Below are 12,342 nucleotides of genomic sequence, written 5' to 3' on the forward strand. Positions count from 1 at the left end.
CGATCGCCGGGCTCGCACCGCGGACCCGACCGCCCGCCCGGGTCGGCACTGCCAGTGTGCGCCGGTCCGTCCCGTGCTGCCCATCACCGCCGGCAGTGTGACTCCGGCACCGCGCCCGGCGTGGTGCTCCCGGCCGCCGTCCTCCTGGGTGCGCTCACTCCTCCGGGCGCGATCCCGACCTCCCCGACCTCCCCGCGCTTCCCGGCGTCGACCGGCAACGTCCGGAGCGCCACGAGGGCTCGGAGTCTCAGAGCAGGGGCTCGGTGGAGTCCCCGCTGTCGGTGCTGCGCAGGACGCGGGTGCCGGCCACCAGCAGCACCTCGACCTCGCCGTCCGCGGTGGTGCCGGCGCCCAGCGCGGTGATCTCCCCGACCGGCTCCGCGCCGGCGGTCCAGGTCCGCCCGGCGTCACGGCTGGTCAGCAGGCGCCCGTCGACCCCGGCGCCCACGACCGTCCGGTCGTCGGCCCAGGCCACCAGGGACATCAGCTGCGGTGTGTTCAGGGTCTCCCAGGTGGTGCCGTCGTCCTCGGAGCGCAGCACGCCGTCCTCGGTGGTGGCCAGGACGGTCCCGGCGCCCGGGGCGACCGCCAGCGCGGCAGGGGCGGAGGGGATATCGTGGGGCTCCCAGGAGCGCCCGTCGGCGCTCGCCCACAGCTGTCCGTCGAAGCCGAGCACCCTGTCCCGACCCGCGGCCAGGGCGTGGAAGTCCGACTCCCCGCCGCGGGAGAGCACCTCCCAGGTCTCGCCCCGGTCGGTGGACTCGATCAGTCCCACCGGCTCGGGCAGGTCCGTCCCCGTCCCGGGGTGGCCCGAGGCCAGATAGCGGCCGTCGGGGGCCACGGTGAAGCCCATCAGGTCCACGACCGGTCCCACCCGGGTCAGCTCCCGGTCCTGCAGGCGGAACAGGCCCTCGTGGGTGGCCAGCAGGACCGTCCCCGCGCCGGCGTCGCGCGTGATGGCGTGCACGTGGGTGATCGCGGTCCCGGCGCTGCCACCGGCGTCGTCGTCGGAGGAGGAGGCCGGGGGCTCCGCCTGGGGCGCGCACGCCGCCAGGGCGCCGGAGCCGAGCAGGCCGAGGCCGCCGATGAGCAGGGATCTGCGAGTCAGGGGGTCCATGCGTCCTTTCCGGCCCGCACCGCACCGCGCCGCGAGGCCACCCACCATTCTCGACCGGCCGGTGCGGGACCCCGTGGCGGTCTCCGTGAAGGTTTGACGAAGATTCCGCCCCTGCCCGCCCCCGGGAGCCGCCGGGCCCCGGGGGAGGGGGACACTGAAGTCATGAATCCTGGCACTGACGCAGCGGCCGGGCGGGTGCTGGTGGTCGACGACGAGAAGCCCCTGGCCCGGATGGTCGCCACCTACCTGGACCGCGCGGGCTACGAGGTCGCCACCGTCCACACCGGGCCCGAGGCCGTGGAGGCCGCCCGTGGCCAGGGGCCGGACGTGGTGGTGCTGGATCTGGGGCTGCCGGGGCTGGACGGCATCGAGGTGTGCCGCAGGATCCGGGGCTTCTCCGAGTGCTACGTGCTGATGCTCACCGCGCGCGGGGACGAGGAGGACAAGCTGGCCGGGCTGGCGGCCGGCGCCGACGACTACATCACCAAGCCCTTCAGCGTGCGCGAGCTCGTCGCGCGGGTGGCCGCGGTGCTGCGCCGTCCCCGCACCACCGTGGCCCCGGTCGAGCCGGCCCGGGTGTTCGGGGAGCTGACCGTCGACCTCGCGGCCCACGAGGCGCGGGTGGGCGGGGAACCGGTGGCGCTGACCCGCACCGAGTTCGAGCTGCTGGCCGCCCTGACGGACCGGCCGCACGAGGCGCTGAGCCGCCGCCGGCTCATCGACGTCGTGTGGGGCCCCGCCTGGGTGGGCGACGAGCGGATCGTGGACGTGCACATCGGGCACCTGCGCCGGAAGCTCGGGGAGGACCAGGCCGCCTTCGTGGACACCGTGCGCGGGGTCGGCTACCGGATGGTGGCCCGATGACCCGGCGGCGACGCCCCCGCGGCCTGGCCTCCCGGTTCTTCCTGGCCCAGGCCATCGTGGTGGCCGCGAGCATCCTCGCCGCCGTGGTGGTCGCGTCCCTGGCCGGCCCGCCGATCTTCCACGAGCACCTGGTCATCGCCGGGCACGCCGCGGACTCCCCGGAGCTGCTGCACGTGGAACGGGCCTACCGCGACGCCAGCGTCATCACCCTGGGCGTGGCCCTGGGCACCGCCCTGGTCTGCGCCGCGGCGGTGACCTGGCTCTTCACCCGCCGGCTCCGGCGGCCCCTCTCCGCCCTCACCGAGGCGGCCCGGGGGGTGGCCCGCGGCCGCTACGACAGCCGGGTCCCGGCCCTCGCCGCCGGCGCCGAGGTGGACGCGGTGGCGGCCTCGTTCAACGCCATGGCCGAGCGCCTGGAGCGCACCGAGGAGCTGCGGCGGCGGATGCTCTCGGACCTGGCCCACGAGATGCGCACCCCGATCTCGGTGCTCACCGTCTACTGCGAGGCGCTCCAGGACGGGGTGGCGCACTGGGACGAGAGCACCGGTGAGCTCGTCGCCGACCAGCTCGGGCGCCTCACGCGCCTGGTCGAGGACATCCACGACGTGTCCCGGGCCGAGGAGGGCCGGATCGACCTGGACCGCACCGAGCTGCCGGCCGGCGAGCTGGCCCGCTCCGCCGCGGAGGCCCAGCGCGAGGCCTACGCCGCCAAGGGCGTGCGGCTCGTCCTGGACCTCGACGACGACGCCGGGGTGGTGGAGGTGGACCGCCAGCGGATGGGCCAGGTGCTGGGCAACCTGCTCACCAACGCCCTGCGCCACACCCCGCCCGGCGGGCAGGTGGTCCTCGGCGTCTCCCGGCGGGGTCCGGGGCGGGTGGCCGTCCGCGTCGCCGACACCGGCGACGGCATCGCCGCCGAGAACCTGTCCCGGGTGTTCGAGCGCTTCTGGCGCGGCGACAGCGCCCGGGACCGCGACAGCGGCGGCTCCGGGATCGGCCTGACCATCGCCCGGGCCCTGGTCGAGGCCCACGGCGGGACGCTGACCGTCACGTCCCCCGGGCCCGGCGCCGGGGCGGTCTTCACCGTGGAGCTGCCCACCCGTCAGCGCGTGCGTCCGTCGCCGGTGGAGGCCGCCCGATGACCCCCTTGATCTATACCCCCTAGGGGTATATACCTGGGAGAGGTCGGGGCCATGTCCGTCCCCGTCGCACCGCACGATCCGACCGAAGGAGTTCCAGATGACCCCCGAGACCCGTACGCCACTGCCGATGGTCTCCACCGGCTGCGCCTGCTGCGCCCCGGCCCCGGCGTCCGAGCAGGCCGTTCCCGCGGCCGACGCGGCGTCCCCCGCGGCCGGCGCGACCGCGAGCTACCCGGTGGAGGGCATGACCTGCGGCCACTGCGCCCGGAGCGTCACCGAGGAGATCACCGCCCTCGAGGGCGTGACCGAGGTGCACGTCGACCTGGCGGCCGGCGGCGTCTCCACCGTGACCGTGCGCGGCACGGTCGCCCCCGAGGCCGTGCGGACCGCCGTCGAGGAGGCCGGCTACACCGTGGTCACGGCCTGACGAACGGCACCACCGCACCGACCAGCCACCAGCCCTCGCAGAAGGACGATCATGCGCTCCCCGCACCACGGCCGCGGCCACCCCACCGCCCCGGAACAACCGCACGCCGGGCTCGGCACGGGCCGGCCCGCGGACTCCGACGGCCACGAACAGCACGCCGACGCCGACACCCACGGGCAGGCCATGCCGCACGAGCACGCCCACTCGGCGGTCGACGAGGACCACCAGGTCCACCAGCACGGGGAGCACGCGGGGCACTCCACGGCGATGTTCAAGAACAAGTTCTGGCTCTCGCTCGTGCTCTCGCTGCCGGTGGTGTTCTTCAGCCCGATGGTCGGACACCTGCTGGGCTACCGCATCCCCGAGTTCCCGGGCTCCACCTGGATCCCTCCCGTGCTGGGCACCGTCATCTTCGTCTACGGGGGCATGCCCTTCCTCAAGGGCGGCGTGACCGAGCTGAGGTCCCGGCAGCCGGGGATGATGCTGCTGATCGCCATGGCCATCACGGTCGCGTTCGTCGCCTCCTGGGTCACCACGCTGGGCATCGGCGGGTTCGACCTCGACTTCTGGTGGGAGCTGGCCCTGCTGGTGGTGATCATGCTGCTGGGCCACTGGATGGAGATGCGCGCCCTGGGCGCGGCCTCCTCCGCCCTGGACGCCCTGGCGGAGCTGCTGCCCGACGAGGCCGAGAAGGTCGTCGACGGGGACACCGTCACGGTGCCCGTGGCCGAGCTGGCGGTGAGCGACGTCGTGCTCGTGCGCTCCGGGGCCCGCGTCCCGGCGGACGGGACGATCACCGGCGGGACCGCCGAGTTCGACGAGTCGATGATCACCGGTGAGTCCCAGGCGGTCCCCCGGGGCCCCGGCGACACCGTGGTGGCCGGCACCGTGGCCACCGACAACACCGTCAGGGTCCGGGTCGAGGCCGTCGGGGCCGACACCGCCCTGGCCGGTATCCAGCGGATGGTCGCCGCCGCCCAGGAGTCCTCCTCCCGCGCCCAGGCCCTGGCCGACCGCGCCGCCGCGTGGCTGTTCTGGTTCGCCCTGACCGCCGGCGTCCTCACCGCCGTCGCCTGGGCGCTGCTCGGCAGCCCGGACGACGCCGTCGTCCGCACCGTCACCGTGCTGGTCATCGCCTGCCCGCACGCCCTAGGCCTGGCCATCCCGCTGGTCATCGCGATCTCCACCGAGCGCGCCGCCCGCTCCGGCGTCCTGATCAAGAACCGGATGGCCCTGGAGCGGATGCGCACCATCGACGTGGTGCTCTTCGACAAGACCGGCACCCTCACCGAGGGCGCGCACGCCGTCACCGGGACGGCCCCCGTCCCCGGGACCTCCGAGGGCGAACTGCTCGCCTGGGCGGCGGCCGCCGAGTCCGACAGCGAGCACCCCGTGGCGCGCGCCATCGTCACCGCCGCCGGCGCGCACCCCGAGGCGTCCCGGCTGGGGCTGCGCGGCACCGGGTTCACGGCCGCGACCGGCCGCGGGGTGACGGCCGTCGTCGAAGGCACCGAGGTCGTCGTGGGCGGCCCCAACATGCTCCGCGAGCGCGGGCTGTCCACGCCGGCGGCGATCGACGCGACCACCCTCGAGTGGGTCGAGCGCGGCGCCGGGGTGCTCCACGTGCTGCGCGAGGGGCAGGTCATCGGCGCCCTGGCCCTCGAGGACCGGGTCCGCCCCGAGTCCCGCGCCGCCGTGGCCGCCCTCCAGGAGCGCGGGGTGAAGGTCGCCCTCATCACCGGCGACGCCCGTCAGGTCGCCGAGGCCGTGGGCGCCGATCTGGGCATCGACGAGGTCTTCGCCGAGGTCCTGCCCCAGGACAAGGACAGCAAGGTCACCGAGCTCCAGTCCCGCGGGATGACGGTGGCCATGGTCGGCGACGGCGTCAACGACGCCCCCGCCCTGGCCCGCGCCGAGGTCGGCATCGCCATCGGCGCCGGCACCGACGTGGCCATGGAGTCGGCCGGGGTGGTCCTGGCCGGCAACGACCCCCGCGCCGTGCTGTCGATGATCGACCTGTCCCGGGCCAGCTACCGGAAGATGGTCCAGAACCTGGTCTGGGCCACCGGCTACAACGTCGTCGCCGTGCCCCTGGCCGCCGGGGTCCTGGCACCGATCGGGATCGTGCTGTCCCCGGCCGTCGGAGCGGTGCTGATGTCGGTCTCCACCATCGTGGTGGCCCTCAACGCCCAGCTGCTGCGCCGCCTCGACCTCGATCCGGCCCGGCTGGCCGCCGTCAGCGCCGAGGACCACCGCAGCACCGGGCGGCCGGCCGCCGTCCCCGCCCCCTGATCCACCTGTTCCCACCCCTCGAGAAGAAGAAGGACATCCTGTGAAGCGCTCCACCACTCTCAGCACCCTCGCCCTGGCCTCGGCCCTCGCCCTGGCCGGCTGCGGCTCCGCCGGCGAGGAGGACCCCGCGGCGGACTCCGGGACGAGCGCCGAGGCGACCGCCTCCGCCGCGACGGGGACCGCGAGCACCCCCTCGGCCTCCGCCTCGGACTCCCCGTCCGGCTCTGCCGCCGGGATCGCGGCCGAGCACAACGACGCGGACGTGATGTTCGCCCAGATGATGCTCCCGCACCACGAGCAGGCGGTGCAGATGAGCGAGATCCTGCTCGGCAAGGACCTGGTGCCCGAGGACGTCCGCGACCTCGCCGAGCGGGTCAGGGACACCCAGGCGCCCGAGATGGAGCAGATGCGCGCCATGCTCGCCGCCTGGGACGCCCCCACCACCCCGGAGGACCCGGCCACCGCGCACGGCGGTCACGGCTCCGGCATGGTCGACGACCAGGGCATGAACTGGCTCCGGGAGGCCGAGGAGGGTCCCGCGGCCGCCCGGCTGTACCTGGAGCAGATGACCCAGCACCACGAAGGGGCGATCGAGATGGCCCGGGACCAGGTCCAGGACGGATCGAACCCGCAGGCCGTGGAGCTGGCGCAGGAGATCGTCCGGGCGCAGGAGACGGAGATCGCCGAGATGGAGCGGATGCTCCAGGAGCTGCCGGAGGGTTCCTGACCACCCCGGCGCCCGGCGTCGTCGCACTCGTGCGGCGGCCGGTGGGAAGCACAGAACCGATCGACGAAGGAGGACCGTGATGATGTGGGGCGACGGAATGGGAGGGGGCATGGGCTGGATGTGGCTGTTCTGGCTCCTGCTGATCCTGGGCACGGTGGTGCTGGTGGTCGTGCTCGTCAAGGCGCTCACCGGCGGCTCGGGCGGCGGGACGCGGCAGGGCGGTTCCGCCCCGCCGCCGACGGGCGCGGGACCGCGCCGGTCCCGGGAGATCCTCGAGGAGCGCTACGCCCGCGGGGAGATCAGCACCGAGGAGTACCGGGAGCGGCTGCGGACCCTGGAGGAGGGCGACCGGTGAGTCCGCTGACGCGCCGGCAGCTGCTGGCCCTCGGCGCGGCCGGGGCCGGCGCCGCGGCCGTGGGCGGGGCCGGGCTGTGGTGGACCAGCGGCGGCGGCGAGGCCCTCGGCGGCGGCCGGGAACTGGTGCAGCCCGAGGTGCTGGCCGGCCGGGACGGCGTCCTGGACCTCGCCCTGGAGGCCGCCCCCGCCCGGGTGCGGATCGGGGCGCGGGAGGCGCACGTGCAGGCGTTCAACGGCTCGCTGCCCGGGCCCACCCTGCGGGTCCGGCCCGGGGACACGGTCCGGGTGGCGATGACCAACGGCCTCGATGCCCCGACGAACCTGCACGTGCACGGGCTGCACGTGTCCCCGGAGGACAACGGGGACAACCCGTTCGTGAGCATCGGACCGGGGGAGTCCTTCGACTACGAGTTCGTCCTGCCGGAGGACCATCCGCCGGGCACCTACTGGTACCACCCGCACCGGCACGGGCACGTGGCCGACCAGCTGGCGGCGGGCCTCTACGGGGCCATCGTCGTCGAGGACCCCGACCCCGTCCCGGTGGCCCGCGAGCGCGTGCTGGTGGTCTCCGACATCACCCTGGACGGCTCCGGCAACCTGGCCGAGGTCTCCCCGCCCGAGCAGATGATGGGCCGGGAGGGCGAGACGGTGCTGGTCAACGGCCAGGTCCGTCCCGAGGCCACCGCCGCCCCCGGGGAGCGGGAGCTGTGGCGGGTCGTCAACGCCTGCCCGTCCCGGTACCTGCGCCTGACCCTCGACGGCCAGACCGTGCGGCTGCTCGGCCGCGACGTCGGCCGCCTGCCCGAGCCGGTCGAGCTCACCGAGGTGACCCTGGCCCCCGGCAACCGGGTGGAGCTGCTCGTGGACACCCGCGAGGGCACCTCCGCGCTGACCGCCGCCCCCGTGGACCGCGGCAGCATGGGCGGCATGATGGGCGGGGCCATGCCGGGGGACGGCCCCGGCAACGACGAGCCGATCGAGCTGCTCACCCTGGCGGTCACCGGGGACCGGGCCGCGGAGGCCGGCCCCGTGCCCCCGGGTCCGGCGCTGCGGGACCTGCGCGAGGAGCCGGTCGAGGCCCGGCGGACCCTGGACTTCGCCATGGGCATGGGAGGCATGGGCGGGATGATGGGCGGCATGCGCGGGCCCGGGCAGATGATGTCCTTCACGATCGACGGGCAGCAGTTCGACGCCGAGCGCACCGACCAGCGGGTCCGGGTGGGCACCGTGGAGGAGTGGACCCTGACCAACTCCAGTCCCATGGACCACCCGATGCACCTGCACGTGTGGCCCATGCAGGTCGTGTCCGAGGCGGGCCGTGACGTCTCCGCCCCGACGTGGCAGGACGTGGTCAACGTCCCGGCCTTCGGGGAGGTGACGGTCCGGGTGGCCTTCGACGACTTCGGCGGCCGCACCGTCTACCACTGCCACATCCTCGACCACGAGGACCTCGGCATGATGGGCACCGTCGAGGCCCGCTGAACACCGTGGGCCCGGCCCACCGACCCTGTCCGGACCACCCCACCGACCCTGTTCGATCCACCCCACCGCCGGGAGGCGCTCGCCGCCCGGCAGGAAGGACGTGCACCTCCTCATGGACCAGAGCACGCAGACGCAGCAGAAACTCTCCCTGACCGGTTCCGTCGCCCTGGGAACGGGGGTGATGATCGGCGCGGGCATCTTCGCCCTCGTGGGGCAGGTCGCCGAGCTGGCCGGCGGCTGGGTGCCCTGGGCGTTCCTCGCCGGCGCCGTGGTCGTGGCGTTCAGCTCCTACTCCTACATCCGCTACTCGGCCACCAACCCGTCCGCCGGCGGGATCGCGATGCTGCTCAAGGCCGCCTACGGCCCCGGGGTGGTCGCCGGCTCGTTCTCCCTGTTCATGTACGTGTCGATGATCCTGGCCGAGTCCCTGCTGGGCCGCACCTTCGGCACCTACCTGCTGCGCCCCTTCGGCCTGCAGGGCTCCGCCGTGTGGGTGGCGGTGCTGGCGGTGGTCGCCATCGCGGCCGCCGCCCTGGTGAACCTGGTGGGCAACCGGTGGGTGGAGCGCTCCGCCACGGTGACCGCGGCGATCAAGATCGTGGGGATCGCCGTGCTGGCGGTCGCAGGCATCCTCGCCGCGGGGGTGTCCTCCCTGGGCCGGCTGTTCACCGCGGCCGACCGCACCCCGCCGGAGGCGGGCTGGCTGGGCTTCCTGGCCGGGACCACCCTGTGCATCCTGGCGTACAAGGGCTTCACCACGATCACCAACCAGGGCGCGGACCTCGAACGGCCCGAGCGCAACATCGGCCGCTCCATCATGATCTCCATCGCCCTGTGCACGGTGCTCTACCTGCTGATCACCGTGGCGGTCACCGGCAGCCTGACCGTGCCGCAGATCGTCGAGGCCCGGGACTACGCCCTGGCCGAGGCGGCCGAGCCGATGTTCGGCGCCTGGGGCGTGCGGCTGACCGTGCTGATCGCCGTGGTCGCGACGCTGTCGGGGCTGGTCGCGAGCCTGTTCTCGGTCTCGAAGCTCTACGACATGCTCCGCGACATGGGCCAGGCCCCCGGCCTGCCGGGGAAGGAGGGCCACCAGTCGCTGTTCATCACCGCCGGGCTGGCGATCCTGATGGCCGCCTTCTTCGACCTGGGCCAGATCGCCTCCCTCGGCGCCATCCTGTACCTGGCCATGGACATCGCCATCCACCTCGGCATCCTCCGCCACCTCCGGGACGACGTCGGGGCCAGACCCTGGATCCCGTGGGTCGCGATCCTGCTCGACGTGGCGGTGCTCGTGCCGTTCGTGCTGCTGAAGGCGCAGTCGGACCCGTTCACCCTGGTGGTCACCGCCGTGGTGGCCCTGGTCATCGTCGTGGCGCAGTGGTTCACCGTGCGGCACCGTTCCGACGAGGAGGCCCAGCACAGCGAGCAGGACGAGCCGGAGCAGCACTGACGGCTCCTGTCCCGGGCCGGCGGGCGCGGGACGGGCCGTTGGGCGCCGTCCCGGGCGGCGCCGCACCTACATGAGCAGGGGGCCGTCGAGGGCCGCCCACAGCACACCGGCCAGGACGCCCAGCACCAGGCTCGCGATCGCGGCGGCCCCGGCGGTGACGGCCGGCCAGGCGGCCGCCCCGCCGCGGCCGGGGAACCCCGCGGCGTCCCGGTCCGGGCGGGCGAAGACGGGGGCGAACCAGCGCAGGTAGTAGAACAGGCTGAGCACGCTGTTGAGCACCACCACCAGGGCCAACCAGCCGTGCCCGCCGTCCCAGGCCGCGGTGGCGGTGGTGAGCTTGCCGACGAACACGGCCAGCGGCGGGGTCCCCACCAGTCCCAGCAGGGCCACGAGCAGCGCCAGTCCCAGGCCCGGGCGGGAGCGGACCAGGCCCCGGTAGGCGGCCAGCTCCCGGTGCTCGGGCAGCGCGGCGGTCACGGCGAACGCGGCGACGTTGGTGACGGCGTAGGCGGCGAGGTAGAACAGCAGCGAGGGCAGGGCCAGGTCGCTGCGCCCGGCCGCGGCCACGGGCACGAGCAGGAACCCGACCTGGGCCACCGTGGACCAGCCCAGCAGCCGGCGGGGGTCGGTCTGCCAGTAGGCCGCGAGGTTGCCCAGGAACATCGAGGCCGTGGCGAGCAGCGCCGCGACGAGCAGCCAGGAGCCGTCCCCGGCGGAGACCGCGGCCACGAGCCGGTACACGGCCACCAGCGCGCCCACCTTGGGCACGGTGGTGAGGAAGGTGGCGGCGGTGGCCCCGGTGCCCTGGGCGGCGTCGGGCACCCAGAAGTGGAAGGGCACCCCGCCGGCCTTGAAGAGCAGCCCGGCGAGCACGCCCAGCACGCCCGCGCCCACGGCCGCTGCCGGGGCGGCGGGCAGCTCCTCCTGGAGCAGGGCGTAGTCGGTGCCGCCGGCCAGGGCGTAGAGCACGGTGACCCCGAGCATGAGCAGGATCCCGGACAGCGCCCCCATGAGGTAGGTCTTCATGGCGGCCTCCGCCCCGGCGCGCCCGCCCGTGAGGCCGACGATCCCGTACAGGGGGATGCTGGCCAGCAGGAACCCCACGACCAGCACGAGCAGGTCGGTGGCCCCGGCCAGGACCATCACCCCGGTGGTGGCGAGGAGCAGCAGCGCACACGTGTCCGACTCCCGTGGGGACCCGGCGATCTCCCCGGAGGCCACGCCCAGGACCAGCAGGGTGGTCAGGGTGGCGATCACCCGGGCGGCGCCGGTGGCGGTGTCCACGGCGAAGGTGCCGCTGAAGGCGCTCTGCGCGGGCCCGGCCATGGCGAGGGCCGCGGCGGTCGCGGCACCCAGCAGGGCCAGGGCCGCCGCGGCGCGGGCGATCCACTGCCGGTCGCGGGGCAGGAAGGATCCGCCCAGCAGCACCACCAGCGCGCCGAGGAAGACGAGAATCTCGGGCACCAGCAGCTCGGGGCGCATCTGCATCGAGGCCTCCACCGGCTACCGTCCCACCAGGCCCACGAGGGCGGCCGAGGCCGGCTCGATCACCTCGAGCAGCACCCGGGGCAGCACACCGATGAGCAGGGACAGGCCCAGCAGGGGACCGGCGGACCACAGCTCCGGCGCCCGGAGGTCGGCGAACCCGGGGGTGTGCCCGGCCGTGGGGCCGGTGAAGACCCGCTGCAGGGCCCGCAGGAACAGTGCGGCGGTGACCAGGATGCCCAGCAGGGCCACCGCGGTGACCGGGGCGACCGCCACGCTGCCGGCGAAGATCTGGAACTCGGCGATGAACCCGGAGAACCCGGGCAGGCCCAGGGAGGCGAAGGCCCCGACCGCGAACAGCGCCGCGTAGCGCGGGGCGGGAGCGGCCAGCCCGCCGTAGGAACCCATGTCGTAGGAGCCGGCCCGGTCCTGCATCACCCCGGCGAGCAGGAACAGGGCGGCGGTGATCAGCCCGTGGCTGACCATCTGCACCACCGCGCCGGTGACCGCCACGGAACGGGCCTGAGCGGCGCCCTCGGCGAGGACCCCGACCGCGCCCAGGGCCAGGACGATGTAGCCCATGTGATTGACCGAGGTGTAGGCGATCATCCGCTTGAGATCCGTCTGGGCCAGGGCCACGAACGCCCCGTAGAGCACCGAGACGACGCCGACGGCCACGATCACCCAGGCCCACGCCCGCCACGCCTCCGGCAGGATCGGCATGGCGATGCGCACGAACCCGTAGGTGCCCATCTTCAGCAGCACCCCCGCCAGCACGGCCGAGCCGGTGGCCGGGGCGTCGGTGTGCGCCGGCGGGAGCCAGGTGTGGAACGGCACGGTGGGGGTCTTCACGGCCAGGCCCACCAGGATCGCCGCGAGCACCAACCCCCCGGTGAGCGGATCGCCCGCCAGAGGTGCGGCCGCGACGAGCTCGGGGATGTCGAAGGTGTGCGGTGCCGCCGCCACGTAGAGCCCGATGAAGCCCAGCAGCAGGGC

11 protein-coding genes are annotated in these 12,342 nt (G+C 74.4%); 8 read left to right on the forward strand and 3 right to left on the reverse strand.

The window, feature by feature from the left end; all coding sequences use genetic code 11:
- Positions 1-247 precede the first annotated feature (247 nt).
- Entirely contained in the window at positions 248-1,117 is an 870-nt protein-coding gene (locus tag ACPYN7_RS09900; RefSeq protein WP_424347534.1) for a F510_1955 family glycosylhydrolase, read from the reverse strand.
- A 162-nt stretch (positions 1,118-1,279) separates the two neighbouring features.
- Between ACPYN7_RS09900 and ACPYN7_RS09905 the strand changes: the two genes are divergently transcribed.
- The 8 genes from ACPYN7_RS09905 to ACPYN7_RS09940 all read left to right on the forward strand — a co-directional run bounded on the left by ACPYN7_RS09905 (position 1,280) and on the right by ACPYN7_RS09940 (position 9,861).
- Positions 1,280-1,981 carry a response regulator transcription factor gene (locus ACPYN7_RS09905; RefSeq protein ID WP_368827246.1) on the forward strand — a complete coding sequence of 234 codons (702 nt, stop codon included), beginning with the start codon at positions 1,280-1,282 and terminating at the stop codon, positions 1,979-1,981.
- Complete coding sequence (locus ACPYN7_RS09910; protein ID WP_424347535.1) at positions 1,978-3,123, forward strand: sensor histidine kinase; 1,146 nt, start codon at positions 1,978-1,980, stop codon at positions 3,121-3,123. Before ACPYN7_RS09905 ends, ACPYN7_RS09910 begins: the two co-directional genes overlap by 4 nt.
- Positions 3,124-3,220: 97 nt before the next feature.
- Complete coding sequence (locus tag ACPYN7_RS09915; RefSeq protein WP_424347536.1) at positions 3,221-3,550, forward strand: heavy-metal-associated domain-containing protein; 330 nt, start codon at positions 3,221-3,223, stop codon at positions 3,548-3,550.
- A 267-nt stretch (positions 3,551-3,817) separates the two neighbouring features.
- Positions 3,818-5,842: a copper-translocating P-type ATPase gene (locus tag ACPYN7_RS09920; RefSeq protein WP_424347545.1), complete on the forward strand. Its 2,025-nt coding sequence runs from the start codon at positions 3,818-3,820 to the stop codon at positions 5,840-5,842.
- Positions 5,843-5,882: 40 nt separating this feature from the next.
- Positions 5,883-6,569 (forward strand): DUF305 domain-containing protein, encoded by a 687-nt coding sequence (locus ACPYN7_RS09925; protein WP_424347537.1) that lies wholly within the window; start codon positions 5,883-5,885, stop codon positions 6,567-6,569.
- A 79-nt stretch (positions 6,570-6,648) separates the two neighbouring features.
- Complete coding sequence (locus tag ACPYN7_RS09930; RefSeq protein WP_058875152.1) at positions 6,649-6,924, forward strand: SHOCT domain-containing protein; 276 nt, start codon at positions 6,649-6,651, stop codon at positions 6,922-6,924.
- Complete coding sequence (locus tag ACPYN7_RS09935; protein ID WP_424347538.1) at positions 6,921-8,408, forward strand: multicopper oxidase family protein; 1,488 nt, start codon at positions 6,921-6,923, stop codon at positions 8,406-8,408. The genes ACPYN7_RS09930 and ACPYN7_RS09935 overlap by 4 nt, the downstream gene beginning before the upstream one ends.
- 112 nt (positions 8,409-8,520) lie before the next feature.
- Positions 8,521-9,861, forward strand: coding sequence for an APC family permease (locus ACPYN7_RS09940; protein ID WP_424347539.1), 1,341 nt, complete (start codon positions 8,521-8,523; stop codon positions 9,859-9,861).
- A gap of 66 nt (positions 9,862-9,927) precedes the next feature.
- Here the strand turns inward: ACPYN7_RS09940 and ACPYN7_RS09945 are convergent, their stop codons facing one another.
- Together ACPYN7_RS09945 and ACPYN7_RS09950 are read right to left on the reverse strand one after the other, a co-directional pair.
- Positions 9,928-11,349, reverse strand: a complete 1,422-nt coding sequence (locus tag ACPYN7_RS09945; protein ID WP_424347540.1) for an NADH-quinone oxidoreductase subunit N — start codon at positions 11,347-11,349, stop codon at positions 9,928-9,930.
- Positions 11,350-11,364: 15 nt separating this feature from the next.
- Positions 11,365-12,342 (reverse strand): complex I subunit 4 family protein (locus ACPYN7_RS09950; RefSeq protein WP_424347541.1); only part of this gene is annotated, 978 nt, incomplete at its 5' end.

It is taken from the genome of Kocuria sp. CH-021 (assembly GCF_049716185.1).
GTDB lineage: Bacteria > Actinomycetota > Actinomycetes > Actinomycetales > Micrococcaceae > Kocuria > Kocuria cellulosilytica.